The sequence below is a fragment of the Aeromonas sp. R9-2 genome, from assembly GCF_040908025.1.
Classification (GTDB): Bacteria; Pseudomonadota; Gammaproteobacteria; order Enterobacterales; family Aeromonadaceae; genus Aeromonas; species Aeromonas veronii.
On sequence record NZ_JBFOCX010000016.1, the window covers coordinates 23,088 to 38,752 of the forward strand.

Here is a 15,665-nt window from a genome sequence, read left to right on the forward strand (position 1 = left end):
TTATCCCTTCGATTTGAAGTTTGCAGCTTCGATACCGTGCCGATTCAATAACTTGTAAAAATCGGTACGGTTTCTGCCCGCCATGTTGGCCGCCAGGGTCACATTGCCCTCGGTGGTGCGCAGCAAACGGATCAGATACTCCTTCTCGAATTCGGCCCGCGCCTCGTTGAACGAGGGGATGCCGCCGCCACCGCCGCTCAGGGCGGACTCCACCATGGAGACCCCGATCACCGGGCTGCAACAGAGGCTGGCGAGCTGCTCCACCACGTTGCAGAGCTGGCGCACGTTGCCAGGCCAGGCAGCGGCCGCCAGCATCGCCAGCGACTCGGGCGAAAAACCCATGGCGGCGCAGTCGCTGTGGCGGCTACGGTAATCGTCGAGCGCCTGACGGGCCAGCAGGGGGATATCCTCGCTGCGGGCACTGAGAGACGGCAAGGTGATATTGGCGACGTTGAGACGGTAGAAGAGATCTTCCCGAAAGCGCCCCTCCTCCATCGCCTTGACCAGATCCTGATGGCTGGAGCTGAGCACCCTCACCTCCGGCGTGCCCTGACCATACTCCTCCATCACCTGCAGCAGCTTGGCCTGCAGGGATTCGGAGAGGCTGCCAATCTCGTCGAGAAACAGGGTCGCCCCCTTGGCCTGCTCGAACAGCCCTGACTGGCCATCTTCACCAAACAGCTGCAAGTCGAGTGACGCCCACGGAATGGCGGCACAGTTGATGGTATGGAGCGGCTTGTCGCGCCGCTGGCTGGCCTGATGCAGCGCCTGCGCCATCGCCCCCTTGCCGGAGCCTGACGGCCCCATGATCAGCACCGGCACCTCCATGGTCGCAATGCTATGGGCCTGGATCAGCAGCTGTTCCAGCTGGGGATTGCGGGTCAGGATCAGCGACTGCCACTCCTGCTGCTGTTTCGGCCGGGTCAAACTCAGCGCATGTTCGATGGTGGCGAACAGCTCATCCTTGTTGATGGGTTTGGTCAGAAAGCTGAAGACCCCGGAGCGGGTCGCCTGAATGGCGTCCGGTATGGTGCCGTGGGCGGTCATGATGATCACCGGCAAACCCAGCCACTGGGCCTGGATCCGCTCGAACAGCGCCAGACCGTCCATACCGGCCATCCGCAGATCGCTCAGCACCAGATCGGCCCGTTGCTGACGCAACCGGTCGAGGGCCCCTTCCGCACTGTCGGCGGTATCCACTTCATAACCCTGACTGCGCAGCCGCATGCTCATCAGTTTGAGCAGGCTGACGTCGTCATCCACCAACAGGATCCGGCTCATGGTATTACCTCACGATTCTCGTTCAGCTTGCGCTGGTTGAGCTGGTCGTCGATGGCGGTCAGCTGCTCGATCTGGCGGCGCAGCCGCTGGATCTCCTGACTCTGGTCATCGCGACGGCTGTCGCGGGCCAGCAGCTGCTCGCCAAGGGCGATCCAGCTGCGCAAAAAGGCCTGCGCATCGAGACCCAGCTCGGGCAGCATCTGCTTCAGGCGCGCCAGACCGGCGGTGCGATTGGCCACCGACTCGGCGGGGTGGGAGTCCACCATCGCCAGACTGACCCGGCTCTCCAGATCGTCGGTCCCTTTCAGACGCTGACGCTCCTGCACCCGTTGCTGGGGGTGACTGGCCAGCAGCCAGTCGGAGTATTGCAGACGCACCTGCATCTCTTTGTTGGCAAACTCCATCCGCTTGGCAAAAGCGATATCGGAGGACTCCCGCTGTGCCTGTTGCGGCAGCAAGGAGCAACCCGCGAGCAGCCCTGCCATCAGAGCTGGAAATACGCGTTGTATCTTCATAGTCCTCATTTCAACGTCAACCTGAAACAGACATCCGCCTGTTCATCCTCTACCAGAACCAGTTCCCCCCCCAGGCTGTTGGCAGACTCGCGGGCGATGGAGAGGCCCATGCCCGAGCCTTTCAAGAGACCTTGCCGCACAGTGCTGCCCTGCTCGAAGGGTTCAAAAATACGTTGCTGATCGGCCACGGGGATCTTGGGCCCCTCGTTGGCCACTTCCAGCCAGCTTATCTGTTCATTCTGCCCTGCCCTGATCCAGATATTGCCCCCGCTGGCGCCGTAACTGACGGCGTTGGAGAAGAGGTTATCGAGGATCAGTCGTAGCCGGTAGGGCTCCGCCCACAGGGTAACCGGCACGGTCGGCAAGTGTACACGGATCTGCTTGGACTCCAATGCCAGCCGGTACTCGGCAGAAAGTTCCGACAACATCGGCAGCAGGGGGACGGGCTCCAGTTCGAAGGCCTCCTGCTGACTGAGCCGGTTGAAGTCGAGCAGCCGCTCGATCAGGGTCTGCAAACGCCGACTGTTCTCGTCGAGCATCTGGCAGATCTCCAGCTGATCCGGCGTCAAAGGCCCGACCAGCTGCTCGCAGAGCAGATCCGTCCCCTCCCGCAGCACCGCCAGCGGGGTCTTGAGCTCGTGGGAAACATGGCGCAGGAACTGGTATTTCTGCAGCTCCAGCTCCTTGAGTTTGTCGTGCAGCCAGACGATCCGCTCCCCCAGCAATACCAGTTCGGCAGGACCGTCAACCGGCTTGGGATCGGGTTCGACCCCGGCACCCAGACTCAAGATGCGCGACTCAATCTGTCGTACCGGGTGGATGATGAGGTAGGTGAAGATAAAGACCATCAGCAGGCTGAGCGCCGCCACCGCTCCGCTCACCCACCAGAGCTCGCTGGTCAGTCCGGCGATGGTGAGCTGCACCCGATCCATGTGTTCGTCAACCCGGCTGCGGGTGACTATTTCGAGCTGCTTGTTGGCATCGTTGAACTGCTCGAGCTTGTCCCCCGCTACCGCCGCCCGGGCCAACGCGGCATCCTGCAGGCTGTCGAGCCAGGCCAGCCCCTGATCGAGCCCGCTGTAGAGCTGGCCGTCGGTGATGGAGTTGCGATGTTCCGCCAGCAACACCCGATACCCGTCGAGTTGCTGCTGGTAGCTGGTGAGACTGCGGCGATCCCCCAACACCGCGAAGCGGCGCAAGGTGCGTTCGATATCGATGGCTTGCGCCGTCAGCAAGGTGGCGCGGCGGGTATCTTTGACCGCCCGCTCCATCTCGTCGCTGGTGAGCTGACTGAGGTGGGCAAGGGAGGTGCTGTTGTGCCAGATCATGCCGCCCAGCGGCATCAATACCAGCACAAATCCCATCAATACCACCTGCAGCAGGGAGCGTGGGCGAACCTTGGTCATCATCTCTTCTCTTGCATTCTCACCGGTGCGCCAGCATAGCCGCACCGCCCCAAAAAACAAAACCGGCCAACAGGCCGGTTTGTATTATCTGGATTGTGGTGATTCACGCCAACGCGACAGAGGCCAGACAGATAATCATGATCATCGCCAGCGCGCCCGAGGCGGTCAACAGCGCCCATTTCAGCTCCACACTCATGCAAACCTCCTTTCTGCCAATCAGTGCCGGATCACAATAGATAAGACAATGTTAAGCCATAGTTAATCCGATAACCGTGAGCTGCGTATACATTTCAGATGAGCCCAACCCCGGGAAGGTGAGCATGTTCTATCTGTGTAGCATTGGTTCCAATATTGACCCGCATATCCATGTCAGCCGCGCGCTGGCCGAGCTGCTTGCGAACGTCGGCCCCCTGCGGCTGAGTTCGGTGATCCGCACCAAGCCGGTGGGAATGCACTCCTGCCACGACTTTCTCAACTGCCTGCTGGTGGTGGAGAGCCCGCTCGATGCCGCCAGCCTCAAGCAGTACTTTGTCTCCCTTGAGGTAGCTCACGGCCGGGATCGCAGCGATCCACTCTGCAAGGTGCACGATCGGCCGCTCGACATCGATATTCTGGCCAGCAACAGGAGCGGTGACTTTGCCTCGGCAGAGGTCGATTCCTATCTGGCGGAGCTGCAGGCCGAGCTCTATGGCCATGGCGAGGTGCATGACCCCAAGGTGGCGCTGCAAGTGACGCTCCCTGCCCCGTCGGGCAAGCTCAAACCCGGCAAGGGCTTGCTGACTCGGCAGGTCGGGCTGGGGCCGCTGGTGCTCGGCAACCTATCAGAGGGTGGCCAGCGCACGCCCGCCATCTACCTTGATGCTGGCACCCGTCATATAACTGTTCCCCATCAGTAACTGCACCGCCTGCCAGATGGGCTCAAGCCCCCCCTCCCGCGCCAGCGGTGTTTTCGCCAACACCTGCTGGCGCCATGCCTCGTCATGCTCGTCGAGAAACAGAATGGGGCCCGGCTCTATGGTGTTGACCCGCACCGTGGGCGCCAGCTCCCGGGCAAAGCTCATGGCCAGCGAATGGGCTCCCGCCTTGGTCGCCACATAGCTGGCAAAACGGGGGGCCGGGGCATGGATATAGATATCGGTGATGTGAATGATGCTGGCGTTGGGATTGCTGGCAAGCTGGGGGGCCAGCGCCCGGTTTAGCTGGAAGGGGGCCGCCATGTGTACCCGGTAGAACTGCTCGAACTGGGCCAGTTGCGCCGCCGGATCAGTTGCCTGCGGCTCGAAGGCCGAGGCGTTGTGGATCACCAGCGTCAGATCCTGATGGGTCGCCAGCACATCGATCAGCTTGCCAACGTCCTCTTCCCGACCAAAATCCGCCTGCACCAGTTCGACCCCCAATGCAGCCAACGTGGCCAGCTCCAGCCGCTCGCTGCGATAGCTGCCCGTCACCTGCCAGCCCGCTGCCATCAGCTGTTCACAGAGATAAAATCCGAGTCGACGGCCGCAGCCCGTAACCAATGCACGCATACGATCTCCTTTCCCTTTCATGGTCTTGCATGAACGAAGCCCGCCTGCCAGCGGATCACCGCCGATGGCTTGTGCCTATCAATCCCTGCGGCACAAGCCATTGGTCACGGGCCACTCGCCCGCGTCATAGTGGCGGCATCCCCTCTTGCGGAGTCACCACCATGCTGAAAGTACACCACCACATGGGTCGCCTGACCCACTCCCTCACTGCTGGACTCGGCCTGGCAGAAGCGCTGGATCGCCTGCATCAATCGGGTCTTGGCGGCCTGCCGGTACTGGATGAGCAGAAACGGCTGATCGGCTTTCTTTCCGAACAAGATTGCATTCCCAGCCTGCTCACCGGCAGCTACCACTGCGATACCCGTACCCGGGTGGAGGATTTGATGAACCGCTCGCCCCTCTCGGTCGGGCCGGATGAGAGCATTCTGGAGCTGGCTCGCCAGATGGCCGATGCCAAGCCCAAGATCTACCCGGTGCTGCAACAGGGCAAGGTGATCGGCATCATCAGCCGCCGTCAGGTGATGCAGGCCCTCAACCAGCAGATGAAGGTGTGCCAGCAGACCTAGATCTGGTAACGCCCCTTGTCACCGATATCGAAGTGCAGGGGCATTCGCCACTTGGCCAGCGCCAGCAAGGTCAACAGGGCGCCGCAGACCAGCGCCACCAGTGCGGCGGCCCACTCCACCCGCAACCACTCCAGCAGCCATAACGCCGGCAGCAATACGGGCACCAGCTTGATGCCGGGAATGGCGAAGCAAAACTGCTCCTTGAACGCCAGCCCGGAGAGGGTCGCCAACGCCGCCCCCAGCACCAGCGCATCCGGTGCCCCCACCGTTGCCAGGGCCAGTGCGCCCCACCCAAATCCCTGCAGAATCAGGCGAATCCGCTTGTCGTAGATATGCAGCGAGAAGCCGCAGATTGCGCTTGCCACTGCCAGCGACATCAACCATTGTGCCGACGGGAGCAGTGCCATCCCGCTCAGCAGCGCCGCACCGCGGTAAAAAGCAGCAACAAGGCTGCCGCACTCAAGCCAAGGCGGTAGAGCGAGACAGTCAACTTGTCGATCCCGTCCAGCGGGCTCTCGATTTCAGGATTTGCCATAAACAGTCGCTTCTAACGGATCAGGTGCCATCCAATATACTGGAATCAGGTCTTGGAATATCTTCAAACGGGCTCAGGAGACGTAGTTTGCGTGTGATCCCCCTGTTTTGGTTGCTGTTTCCACTCGGATTGCCCGCCAAAGAGCTGGTGATCTGCGGCACCATGGAGCCCCCGCTCAAGTTTCTCGATGCCGATCAGAAACCCCGCGGACTCGATATAGACATCGTCACCGCCATCTTCGACAAGCTGGAGACGCCCTTTCGGATCGAGCTGGCCGACTCCGGTGCCCGCCTCACCCGCAATGCCGAAACCGGCGCCTGCGATGTGGTGATGACCCACTCCTACAAGGCAGAGCGGGAGAGTTATCTCATCTATCCCCAACAGGCCCATCTTCGCCACAGCTGGCACTTCTTCGTGCGCAAGGCGGACCTGATCAAGATCCGCTACGAAACGCTGGCCGATCTCAAACCCTGGCGCATCGGCGTGACCAAGGATTTCTCCTATACCCCTGAACTGGCAGCGGCCATGACCGACCCGGCCTATCAGTTTCAGGAGATCACCATGAACCAGCTGCAACTGCGCAAACTGCTGGCCGGACGCATCGATACCGTGCCCATGCCGCTGGTCACCGCCTTCACCCAGATCAAGGAGGAGGGGCTGACGGGAAAGATCGATTACCTGCCCAAACCGCTCAAGAGCAGCCCCTACTTCAACACCTGGGCCCGCGCACGAGCGGATGCACAGACCCCCGCACTGATGGCCGCCTACGATGCCGAACTGCTGCGCATGAAGCGAAACGGCAGCCTCAAGGCCCTCTACGACAAGTACGCCATCCCCTATATCGAACCCTGATCAGGGGTCAGGGTTTCGCACGGGAGATGGATCTCTACACCCTACCCCTTATACAACCCACCTCAAGGCTTCACATCCCGCAGGATTGGGTTTTGCAGCGAGATCAGGGTTTCAGTGGACTGGATCTCGTCGATGGTCTGGATCTTGTTGATCAGCACTATCTGCAGCTCGTCGATGGAGCGGGTCATCACCTTCATGAAGATGCTGTAGTGGCCGGTGGTGTAGTAAGCCTCCACCACCTCGTCCAGCGCCTGCAGCTTGGCCAGTGCCGAGGGATAGTCCTTGGCGCTCTTCAGATTGATCCCGATAAAGCAGCAGACGTCATAGCCCAGCTTCTTCGCATTCACCTGTACCCGCGTCCCCTCGATGATCCCCGCCTGCTTCATCTTCTCCACCCGCACATGAATGGTGCCCGGGCTGACAGCCAATTGTTTCGCAAGTTCGGCGTACGGGATCCGCGCATTCTCCATCAGAGCGGTGAGGATGGCCTGATCGAGATTATCGATCCGGTAATTTTCCGGCATTTTTTTGCACTCCCATTGACGATACCTCATTAAACAACGGCTTATTTTGAAGAAAAAAACACACAAAACCTATTTCTATTATCGAATATTGAATTTAGCTGGCATTCCGTTGAAGAATCACCACATCCAACGGGGTTTGAAACAGGAATTCAGCATGAAACAGCACTACATTCGCAGCCAACAGCAGATCAGCTTCGTCAAAGAGATGTTCTCCCGCCAACTCGCCCAGCAACTGGGTCTGATGGAGGTGCAAGCCCCCATTCTGAGCCGGGTCGGTGATGGTACTCAGGACAACCTCTCTGGCCACGAGAATGCAGTGCAGGTCAAAGTAAAAACCCTGCCGGATCACAACTACGAAGTGGTCCATTCACTGGCCAAATGGAAGCGCCAGACCCTGGGTCGCTTCGGTTTCGGCCCGGGCGAAGGGATCTACACCCACATGAAGGCACTGCGTCCGGATGAAGACAAGCTCACCCCTATCCACTCGGTCTACGTGGATCAATGGGACTGGGAGAAGGTGATGCCGAGCGAGCGCCGCGATCTGGCCTATCTGCAGGAAACCGTGCGCGGCATCTGGGCCGCCATCAAGGCCACCGAGCGCGCAGTCTGTGCCGAGCATGAACTGACCCCCTTCCTGCCGGCGGAGATCCAGTTCCTGCACAGTGAAGAGCTGCTGGCCCGCTACCCGGATCTCGATGCCAAGGGGCGCGAGCGGGCCATCGCCAAAGAGCTGGGGGCCGTGTTCATGATCGGCATCGGCGGTGCCCTCTCCCACGGCGAGCGCCACGATGTCCGCGCCCCGGATTACGACGACTGGAGCAGCCACAGCGAGCTGGGTCTGGCGGGTCTGAACGGTGACATTCTGGTGTGGAACCCGGTGCTGCAAGACAGCTTCGAGATCTCCTCCATGGGGATCCGGGTAGATGCCGAGGCGCTGCGCCGCCAGCTGGCTATCACAGGCGACGAGGATCGCCTGCAGTACGACTGGCATCAGGATCTGCTGGCAGCACGGATGCCGCAGACCATCGGCGGCGGCATCGGCCAATCCCGTCTGGCCATGTTGCTGCTGCAAAAAGAGCACATCGGTCAGGTGCAGGTCGGTGTGTGGCCAGCCGAGATGAAAGCCGCCATCCCGGGCATGCTGTAAACGCGTTGATTTCATCGGTCTGGCCTGCGCGCAGTGGCTCGCGGGTCAGCCCTGAAGGTGTGTGGCGGTGCGGACTGAACGAGCGCAGTCCGGACATGCTGTAAGTCGCGTGGTCATCCCTGATGGCCCACGGCGAAACCGGGGCTTGCCCCTGCGACCCGCTCAACCCACGTCAGGTCGCGTCACTACATTCCTCCCGGCAATCTTCGGATTGCCGTTTTTTTGCGCCCGAATCCCCGCCACCAGATATGACAACGCCAGCCCGAGGGCTGGCGTTGCAAACATCGATACAGAATCGGTTACTGGGTCATGGTCAGGCCATTGCTGTCGGCCCCCAGCAGCAGTTTTTTGCCCGGAACGATGCGACCGGAGAGAAGGGCCTGCGCCAGCGGGTTCTCCACCTTCTGCTGGATTGCCCGCTTGAGGGGTCGCGCCCCGTAGACGGGGTCGAACCCGGCATGCACCAGCTTCTCGAGCAGCGCTTCGCTCACCTCCACCTCGTAACCCTGAGCCTCGAGACGGCCCATCAGGCTCTTGAGCTGGATCCGGGCGATGGACTTGATGTGCTCCTCGCCGAGGGGGTGGAACACCACTGTCTCGTCGATCCGGTTGATAAACTCCGGCCGGAAACTGCGGGTCAGCACATCCATCAGCATGGCCTTCATCTCGTCGTAATCCTTCTCGGAGTGGTGCTCCTGAATCAGATCCGACCCGAGGTTGGAGGTCATGATCACCACCGAGTTGCGGAAATCGACGGTCCGACCCTGACCATCAGTCAGGCGGCCATCATCAAGCACCTGCAACAGGATGTTGAACACATCCGGATGCGCCTTCTCCACCTCGTCCAGCAGGATCACCGAGTAGGGACGACGGCGCACAGCCTCGGTCAGATAACCACCCTCTTCATAACCCACGTATCCGGGAGGCGCCCCCACCAGACGGGCCACGCTGTGTTTCTCCATGAACTCGGACATATCGATCCGCACCATGGCATCCTGGGTATCGAACAGGAACTCCGCCAGCGCCTTGCACAGCTCGGTCTTGCCCACCCCGGTGGGCCCCAGGAACAGGAAGGAGCCGATGGGGCGATTCGGATCGGAGAGACCGGCACGGGAGCGACGAATGGCGTTGGAGACCGCATCGACCGCCTCCTCCTGACCAATCACCCGGCTGTGCAACTGATCTTCCATCCGCAACAGCTTGTCGCGCTCCCCTTCCAGCATGCGGGCGACCGGAATACCGGTCCAGCGGGCCAAGACGTCTGCAATCTCCACATCGGTGACGCGGTTGCGTAGCAGACTGGTCTCCTGCATCTCCGCCTGAGTGGCGAGATCCAGCTGTTTCTCCAGCTCCGGAATGCGGCCATATTGCAGCTCGGACATCCGACCCAAGTCGCCTGCGCGGCGCGCCACATCGAGATCCTGACGGGCCTGCTCCAGTGCAGCCTTGATATGCTGGGTGCCGGCGAGGGCAGCCTTCTCGGCCTTCCACACTTCGTCCAGCTCGTTGTATTCCCGATCTTTTTCGCCAATCTCCTGATTGATCAGCTCCAGACGCTTGCGGCTGGCGTCGTCGTCCTCCTTCATCAGCGCCTGCTGCTCCAGCTTGAGCTGGATGATGCGCCGCTCGAGGCGATCGAGCGCCTCCGGCTTGGAGTCGATCTGTAGCCGGATGCTGGCCGCCGCCTCGTCGATAAGGTCGATGGCCTTGTCCGGCAGCTGACGATCCGCAATGTAGCGGTGCGACAACTGGGCCGCCGCCACGATGGCAGGATCGGTGATCTGCACATGGTGGTGCAGCTCGTAACGCTCTTTCAAGCCACGCAGGATGGCGATGGTGTCGTCCACGCTCGGCTCTTCCACCAGCACCTTCTGGAAGCGACGCTCCAACGCGGCATCTTTTTCGATGTACTGACGGTACTCATCCAGGGTGGTGGCGCCGACGCAGTGCAGGTCGCCGCGGGCCAGCGCAGGTTTCAGCATATTGCCCGCGTCCATGGCCCCTTCGCCCTTGCCAGCGCCAACCATGGTGTGCAACTCGTCGATAAAGAGGATGACATTGCCCTCCTCCTTGGCGAGATCGGTCAGCACGGCCTTGAGCCGCTCCTCAAACTCGCCGCGATACTTGGCACCGGCCACCAGCGCCCCCATGTCCAGCGACAGCACCCGCTTGTTTTTGAGCCCTTCCGGCACTTCGCCGTTGATGATGCGCTGAGCCAGTCCCTCGACGATGGCGGTTTTACCGACACCGGGGGCTCCGATCAGCACGGGGTTGTTCTTGGTGCGGCGTTGCAGCACCTGAATGGTGCGGCGGATCTCGTCATCCCGGCCGATCACCGGATCGAGCTTGCCGAGTTCGGCCCGCTCGGTCAGATCGATGGTGTACTTCTCCAGCGCCTGACGGTTCTCCTCGGCGTTGGCATCCTCCACCTTCTTGCCGCCACGCACCTTGTCGATGGCCGCTTCGAGTTTCTCTTTGGTCAGCCCCTGGGCACGCAGCAGCTCGCCCAGCGTCCCCTTCTCGTCGAGGGCCGCCAGCACGAACAGTTCGGAGGAGATGAACTGATCCTTGCGCTGCTGGGCCAGTTTGTCGCAGACGTTGAGCAGGCGGCCGAGGCCGCTGGAGAGCTGCACGTCCCCTTCTACGCCGCTGACGCGCGGCAGGCGATCCAGCTCCTCACCGAGGCGGGAGCGCAGGGCATTGATATCCATCCCGGTCAGGGTGAGCAACGGACGGATGGAGCCGCCATCCTGATTGACCAGTGCGGTCATCAGGTGAACGGGTTCGATGAATTGGTGGTCACGACCCAGCGCAAGAGACTGGGCATCGGAAATAGCAATCTGGAATTTGCTGGTAAGGCGATCGAGGCGCATTGCACTCCCCCTTCAAACAGGCAGACGCCGCTTGCGCGGCAAACAACTTAACTTTCTGAGATGAAAGATGAGGCCCGTACGGGCTATTTCAAGGGCATGGGCTGGTTATTTTTTCTGCAAGACGGGACAAGAACAGGATCACCGCCTCTCTCATACGGATCTGTTCTTGAGAGAGACGGGATATTAGTTGGCGGGTGATTACTTAGCGGGCCAACCAGATGAGGGAGGCCATGCGGCCGGTCTGGCCGTCGCGGCGATAGGAGTAAAACTGCTCGCTATCGCTGAAGGTGCAGCATTCGCCGCCATAGACGGCGGTAACGCCGGCACGGGCGAGGCGCAACCGCGCCAGCTGGTAGATATCTGCCAACCATTTGCTGTCGTTGGACGAAGGGACGAACGCCGCTTCTGCTTCAGCCTGCTCCGCCATAAAGGCCTCGCGCACCTCGCCACCCACTTCAAATGCAGTGGGGCCGATGGCCGGGCCCAGCCAGGCCAGGACCTCGCCCGGCTCACACCCCATGGCGGCGATGCTCGCCTCCAGCACGCCCTCTTTCAGGCCACGCCAGCCCGCGTGAGCGGCGGCCACCACGGTACCGGCCCGATCGCAGAACAGCACCGGCAGACAGTCAGCAGTCATCACGATGCAGGCCTGATCCGCCTCATGGGTGCAGGCGGCATCGGCATCCGGTGCTTGCTGATAATGGCTGCTGACCTGATGAACCACGGTGCCGTGCACCTGATTGAGCCAGTTGAGGGGCCCCGGGATGGCGGCCGCCTGCTGCAAGCAAGCACGATTGGCCTCGACTCGCACCGGTTCGTCACCCACATGGGCCCCCAGATTAAGGCCAGCAAAGACCCCTTCACTGACGCCGCCATCCCGGGTGGTCGACAACGCCCTGACACACGCCGGGGCTGGCCAGTCGGGTTCGATCCATTTCATCTGTGACTCCTTCAATTCACCGATATAAAAACGGGGCTCCTGCAAGGGAACCCCGTTTGGCATCTGTTCGGGCCGGATGACGCCAGAAACCGACGCAGCAGGCCCTATCGCATCAGTTCCAGACTAAATCATCCGGATTGGCGAGAGTATCCGCGCGCAGCACTTCCATCAGCTCCACCATGTCTTGCGGTGTAGCTGAATGCCACTGCATCACTTCCCCTGTGATGGGGTGAGCCAGTTGCAGCATGGTGGCATGCAGCGCTTGACGGTTGAAGTTACGCAGTGCCTGGGTCAGCTCGGGGGTCGCGTTGCGCAGCGGGCGCAGACGGCCACCGTAAGCGGGATCACCCACCAGCGGGTGTTTGATGTGCGCCATGTGGACACGGATCTGGTGGGTACGACCGGTCTCAAGACGCAGACGCAGACGGGTGTGGCCACGGAACTTCTCGTGAACCCGGTAGTGGGTCACGGAAGGACGACCATTGGGCACCACGGCCATATGGGTACGCTGGGTCGGGTGACGGCCGATGGGCGCATCGACGGTGCCACCTGCGGTCATGTGACCGATGGCGATCGCTTCGTACTCACGGGTGATCTGGCGCGCCTGCAGCGCTTCCACCAGATGGGTCTGTGCGGGTACGGTTTTGGCAACCACCATCAAGCCTGTGGTGTCTTTATCCAGACGGTGCACGATACCGGCGCGAGGTACCTCGGCAATGCCGGGGTAGCGGTGCAGCAGGGCGTTGAGGATGGTGCCATCCGGCGTACCTGCGCCCGGGTGAACCACCAGACCGGCCGGTTTGTCGATCACCAGAATGTGTTCATCTTCATAAACAATGTTGAGCTCGATATCCTGGGCATCCCAGCGGGTATCATCTTCCAGCTCGACATTCACATGCACCTGCTGCCCGGCCAGAATCTTCTCGCGCGGGGTGTTGGCAACCTGACCGTCCAGGGTCACTCTGTCCTGTAAAATCCACTCCTTGATGCGGGTGCGGGAGTAGTCTGGAAACAATTCGGCCAGGGCCTGGTCGAGTCGCTGCCCGAATTGGTGATCCTGGAATTCGCCTGTCAGTTCAATATGCTGGCTCATGTATGGTCTCTTGAGCGGGGGGTATCAATTCGAAATAATCCGGGTATTCTAGCTTTTCTTTTAGCCAAGCATAACGGATACTTTGCCAATTTCGTGGAAATGGACCGGATGTTGTTGATGGGAAAGAAGTCTCACCTGCTGATGTCGCTCGCCTTGGTCGCTACCTTGATCACAGGCTGTTCCAGCACCAAACCCAAGGTACCCGACGAACCGCCGGAGACCCTGTACCAGAAAGCACGCCTCAAACTGGACGTTGGCAATTACGTGCAAGCCACTGAATTGCTGGAGGCTTTGGACTCTCGCTACCCGTTCGGCGCCTACTCCAACCAGGTGCAGCTTGACCTCATCTATGCCTACTACAAGCAGGATGATACCGCTCAGGCGATCGCCAATATCGACCGTTTTATCCGCCTCAATCCGGCGCATAAAAATATCGATTACGTCTTCTATATGCGCGGCCTGACCAACATGGCGGCGGATTACAACTTCTTCCAGAGCCTGTTCGGTATCGATCGGGACGACAAAGACCCGGCTTATGCCCGTCAGGCATTCCAGGACTTCAAGACTCTGCTGCAAAACTACCCCAACAGCGTCTATGCCGCCGATGCCCGTGCGCGCATGATTGGCCTGAAGAATCGTCTGGCCCGATATGACCTGAGCGTGGCCGAGTATTACGTGAAGCGTGATGCACTGGTCGCGGCCGCCAACCGGGCCAAGCTGATTGTCGAAACCTACCCCGACACAGCCGAAACCGAGAAGGCACTGGAGATCATGGTCGAGTCTTACGACGCCCTGAAGATGCCTCAGCTGGCCAAGCATGCCCGCGAAGTGCTGGCCAAGAACTACCCGGAGAACCGCCTCGGCCGTGGCTGAGTGATACGGATAAACCGGTAACAAAAAACCGATGCCAAGGCATCGGTTTTTTTATCGCTGCAATTTACCCTCAGCTATTACCCGCAGATTGCTCTGCAGAGCAGAATCTGCGTAACGACGCAGTCATCGCAACGCTTACTTCGCGACGTTACCCGCCACGTTCAGGGCATCCCAGGTGCGGGAGAAGGGCGGCGCGTAGGCAAAATCCAGCATGCCGAGCTGATCGGTGGTCACTCCCATGGTGATGGCCACCGCCAGCGCGTCGATGCGGTGGACCGCCCCCTTGCGACCGAGGATCTGGCCGCCCAGCAGCCGCTTGCTGCCCGCCTCATAGACCAGCTTGACGTGAATGTCGGACTGGCCCGGGCAGTAGTTGGTATGGCACTTGTCCTTGATCACCACAGTGCGATAGTCGATGCCCATCGCCTTGGCTTCCTGCTCGGAAAGACCGGTACGGCCCGCCTCCAGCCCCAACACCTTGAGCGCGGCAGAGCCGAGGGTGCCCGGGAACTCCTGCTCGGCCCCCGCCAGGTTCTCACCCACCATGCGCCCCAGCTTGTTGGCGATGGTGGCGAGCGGCACATAGACCTGCTGCTGCTTCACGCTGTGCCAGACGCTGGCACAGTCACCGGCTGACCAGACGTTGGCGAGCGAGCTGCGCCCCTGACGATCCACCTTGATTGCGCCGTTGCCGAGCCGCTTGATGCCGGTGTCGGCCAGAAACTCGGTGTTGGGCTTGACCCCGGTGCAGACCACCACGATATCGGCCTCGTGCTCGCCATGGCTGGTTCGCACGCCGGTCACCCGACCATCCCCCAGCAGTGCTTCAACTCGCTCACCCAGATGGAGAGAGACCCCCTGCTCGCGCAGTTCGGTTTCAATGTGCTGGGTGATCTCGCCATCAAACGCGTCGGGGATGACCCGCTCCGCCAGCTCGATGAGACGCACCTCTTTGCCCTGATGGACCAGCGCCTCGACCACCTCCAGCCCAATAAAGCCGGAGCCAATCACCACGGCGCGGCGATTGTTCTTGTCTTGCACCGCCGCCTTCAGCGCCAGCCCGTCGGCCATCCGGCGCAGACCGAATACCCCTTGTTGCTGCAAACCGGGGATGGGGGGCATCACTTCGCGGGCGCCGGTGGCGATCATCAGGCGATCGTAGCGATCGGTAAAGGTGTCGCCGTTGTGCTCCACCTGCAAGGTCTGGGCAGTGGCGTCAACGCTTAATACCCGATGGCCAATCTTGACCTCGATCCCCTTGGCGGCGAACTGCTCGGGAGTGAACTCGGCCATGTAGCCGGGCTCCTGAAACTCGTCACCGACGAAGTAAGGCAGGCCGCAGGCACCGAAAGAGATCACCTCGGAGGCCTCATACACCACGATGTCGGCATCGATGGCCAGACGGCGTGCCTTGGCCGCCGCGCTCATACCGGCGGCTTCACCACCGATGATCAGAATTCTCATAGTTTTTCCTCTCAATGGCGCAGGGAGGGCATGCCCTCCCTGCGGTCTATGACGGGAAAGAGTCACCCCT

Annotated in this window: 15 protein-coding genes and 1 pseudogene; 5 read left to right on the top strand and 11 right to left on the bottom strand. The window is 60.8% G+C overall.

Features of this window, described 5'->3' with window-relative positions:
- The 4 genes from AB5Y71_RS04905 to AB5Y71_RS04920 form a co-directional block, all read right to left on the bottom strand.
- The gene (locus AB5Y71_RS04905) at positions 1 to 1,281 is read right to left on the bottom strand and encodes a sigma 54-interacting transcriptional regulator (RefSeq protein ID WP_005339807.1); all 1,281 of its coding nucleotides are present in this window, start codon (positions 1,279 to 1,281) and stop codon (positions 1 to 3) included.
- Positions 1,278 to 1,796 carry a hypothetical protein gene (locus AB5Y71_RS04910; RefSeq protein WP_368171118.1) on the bottom strand — a complete coding sequence of 173 codons (519 nt, stop codon included), beginning with the start codon at positions 1,794 to 1,796 and terminating at the stop codon, positions 1,278 to 1,280. The genes AB5Y71_RS04905 and AB5Y71_RS04910 overlap by 4 nt, the downstream gene beginning before the upstream one ends.
- A gap of 5 nt (positions 1,797 to 1,801) precedes the next feature.
- Positions 1,802 to 3,202, bottom strand: coding sequence for a HAMP domain-containing sensor histidine kinase (locus AB5Y71_RS04915; RefSeq protein ID WP_042657344.1), 1,401 nt, complete (start codon positions 3,200 to 3,202; stop codon positions 1,802 to 1,804).
- Positions 3,203 to 3,305: 103 nt separating this feature from the next.
- A complete protein-coding gene (locus AB5Y71_RS04920; protein WP_005339800.1) occupies positions 3,306 to 3,398 on the bottom strand; it encodes a YnhF family membrane protein in 93 nt (30 codons plus the stop codon).
- Between the two features lie 124 nt (positions 3,399 to 3,522).
- Between AB5Y71_RS04920 and AB5Y71_RS04925 the strand changes: the two genes are divergently transcribed.
- Complete coding sequence (locus AB5Y71_RS04925; RefSeq protein ID WP_368171119.1) at positions 3,523 to 4,098, top strand: 2-amino-4-hydroxy-6-hydroxymethyldihydropteridine diphosphokinase; 576 nt, start codon at positions 3,523 to 3,525, stop codon at positions 4,096 to 4,098.
- Here the strand turns inward: AB5Y71_RS04925 and AB5Y71_RS04930 are convergent.
- Entirely contained in the window at positions 4,024 to 4,728 is a 705-nt protein-coding gene (locus tag AB5Y71_RS04930) for an SDR family oxidoreductase (RefSeq protein ID WP_368171120.1), read from the bottom strand. The genes AB5Y71_RS04925 and AB5Y71_RS04930 overlap by 75 nt on opposite strands.
- 161 nt (positions 4,729 to 4,889) lie before the next feature.
- Between AB5Y71_RS04930 and AB5Y71_RS04935 the strand changes: the two genes are divergently transcribed.
- Positions 4,890 to 5,294 (top strand): CBS domain-containing protein, encoded by a 405-nt coding sequence (locus AB5Y71_RS04935; RefSeq protein WP_129504900.1) that lies wholly within the window; start codon positions 4,890 to 4,892, stop codon positions 5,292 to 5,294.
- Here the strand turns inward: AB5Y71_RS04935 and AB5Y71_RS04940 are convergent.
- A pseudogene (locus tag AB5Y71_RS04940) lies at positions 5,291 to 5,829 on the bottom strand (DUF2301 domain-containing membrane protein). The gene AB5Y71_RS04935 and the pseudogene AB5Y71_RS04940 overlap by 4 nt on opposite strands.
- 87 nt (positions 5,830 to 5,916) lie before the next feature.
- Between AB5Y71_RS04940 and AB5Y71_RS04945 the strand changes: the two are divergent.
- Positions 5,917 to 6,681: a substrate-binding periplasmic protein gene (locus AB5Y71_RS04945; RefSeq protein ID WP_368171121.1), complete on the top strand. Its 765-nt coding sequence runs from the start codon at positions 5,917 to 5,919 to the stop codon at positions 6,679 to 6,681.
- A 62-nt stretch (positions 6,682 to 6,743) separates the two neighbouring features.
- Here the strand turns inward: AB5Y71_RS04945 and asnC are convergent, their stop codons facing one another.
- Complete coding sequence (gene asnC, locus AB5Y71_RS04950) at positions 6,744 to 7,205, bottom strand: transcriptional regulator AsnC (protein ID WP_033135290.1); 462 nt, start codon at positions 7,203 to 7,205, stop codon at positions 6,744 to 6,746.
- A 154-nt stretch (positions 7,206 to 7,359) separates the two neighbouring features.
- Between asnC and asnA the strand changes: the two genes are divergently transcribed.
- Positions 7,360 to 8,352, top strand: coding sequence for an aspartate--ammonia ligase (gene asnA / locus AB5Y71_RS04955; protein ID WP_368171122.1), 993 nt, complete (start codon positions 7,360 to 7,362; stop codon positions 8,350 to 8,352).
- A gap of 299 nt (positions 8,353 to 8,651) precedes the next feature.
- Here the strand turns inward: asnA and clpB are convergent, their stop codons facing one another.
- The 3 genes from clpB to rluD all read right to left on the bottom strand — a co-directional run bounded on the left by clpB (position 8,652) and on the right by rluD (position 13,258).
- Positions 8,652 to 11,225 carry an ATP-dependent chaperone ClpB gene (gene clpB, locus AB5Y71_RS04960; protein WP_368171123.1) on the bottom strand — a complete coding sequence of 858 codons (2,574 nt, stop codon included), beginning with the start codon at positions 11,223 to 11,225 and terminating at the stop codon, positions 8,652 to 8,654.
- A 202-nt stretch (positions 11,226 to 11,427) separates the two neighbouring features.
- On the bottom strand, positions 11,428 to 12,165 hold the full coding sequence (gene pgeF / locus AB5Y71_RS04965; protein ID WP_368171124.1) for a peptidoglycan editing factor PgeF: 738 nt from the start codon (positions 12,163 to 12,165) through the stop codon (positions 11,428 to 11,430).
- Positions 12,166 to 12,277: 112 nt separating this feature from the next.
- Positions 12,278 to 13,258: a 23S rRNA pseudouridine(1911/1915/1917) synthase RluD gene (gene rluD, locus AB5Y71_RS04970; RefSeq protein ID WP_005339771.1), complete on the bottom strand. Its 981-nt coding sequence runs from the start codon at positions 13,256 to 13,258 to the stop codon at positions 12,278 to 12,280.
- Between the two features lie 117 nt (positions 13,259 to 13,375).
- Here rluD and AB5Y71_RS04975 point away from each other — a divergent pair, with 117 nt between their 5' ends.
- Positions 13,376 to 14,131, top strand: a complete 756-nt coding sequence (locus AB5Y71_RS04975) for an outer membrane protein assembly factor BamD (RefSeq protein WP_019446583.1) — start codon at positions 13,376 to 13,378, stop codon at positions 14,129 to 14,131.
- Positions 14,132 to 14,266: 135 nt separating this feature from the next.
- Here AB5Y71_RS04975 and AB5Y71_RS04980 read toward each other — a convergent pair whose 3' ends face one another.
- Positions 14,267 to 15,595 (bottom strand): CoA-disulfide reductase, encoded by a 1,329-nt coding sequence (locus AB5Y71_RS04980; RefSeq protein ID WP_368171125.1) that lies wholly within the window; start codon positions 15,593 to 15,595, stop codon positions 14,267 to 14,269.
- Between the last annotated feature and the right edge of the window lie 70 nt (positions 15,596 to 15,665).

What these genes read in the sequence shown, in the direction of transcription:
- AB5Y71_RS04905 (WP_005339807.1), bottom strand. Translation starts at nt 1,281, where the DNA reads ATGAGCCGGATCCTGTTGGTGGATGACGACGTCAGCCTGCTCAAACTG.
- AB5Y71_RS04910 (WP_368171118.1), bottom strand. Translation starts at nt 1,796, where the DNA reads ATGAAGATACAACGCGTATTTCCAGCTCTGATGGCAGGGCTGCTCGCG.
- AB5Y71_RS04915 (WP_042657344.1), bottom strand. Translation starts at nt 3,202, where the DNA reads ATGACCAAGGTTCGCCCACGCTCCCTGCTGCAGGTGGTATTGATGGGA.
- AB5Y71_RS04920 (WP_005339800.1), bottom strand. Translation starts at nt 3,398, where the DNA reads ATGAGTGTGGAGCTGAAATGGGCGCTGTTGACCGCCTCGGGCGCGCTG.
- AB5Y71_RS04925 (WP_368171119.1), top strand. Translation starts at nt 3,523, where the DNA reads ATGTTCTATCTGTGTAGCATTGGTTCCAATATTGACCCGCATATCCAT.
- AB5Y71_RS04930 (WP_368171120.1), bottom strand. Translation starts at nt 4,728, where the DNA reads ATGCGTGCATTGGTTACGGGCTGCGGCCGTCGACTCGGATTTTATCTC.
- AB5Y71_RS04935 (WP_129504900.1), top strand. Translation starts at nt 4,890, where the DNA reads ATGCTGAAAGTACACCACCACATGGGTCGCCTGACCCACTCCCTCACT.
- asnC (WP_033135290.1), bottom strand. Translation starts at nt 7,205, where the DNA reads ATGCCGGAAAATTACCGGATCGATAATCTCGATCAGGCCATCCTCACC.
- asnA (WP_368171122.1), top strand. Translation starts at nt 7,360, where the DNA reads ATGAAACAGCACTACATTCGCAGCCAACAGCAGATCAGCTTCGTCAAA.
- clpB (WP_368171123.1), bottom strand. Translation starts at nt 11,225, where the DNA reads ATGCGCCTCGATCGCCTTACCAGCAAATTCCAGATTGCTATTTCCGAT.
- pgeF (WP_368171124.1), bottom strand. Translation starts at nt 12,165, where the DNA reads ATGAAATGGATCGAACCCGACTGGCCAGCCCCGGCGTGTGTCAGGGCG.
- rluD (WP_005339771.1), bottom strand. Translation starts at nt 13,258, where the DNA reads ATGAGCCAGCATATTGAACTGACAGGCGAATTCCAGGATCACCAATTC.
- AB5Y71_RS04975 (WP_019446583.1), top strand. Translation starts at nt 13,376, where the DNA reads ATGGGAAAGAAGTCTCACCTGCTGATGTCGCTCGCCTTGGTCGCTACC.
- AB5Y71_RS04980 (WP_368171125.1), bottom strand. Translation starts at nt 15,595, where the DNA reads ATGAGAATTCTGATCATCGGTGGTGAAGCCGCCGGTATGAGCGCGGCG.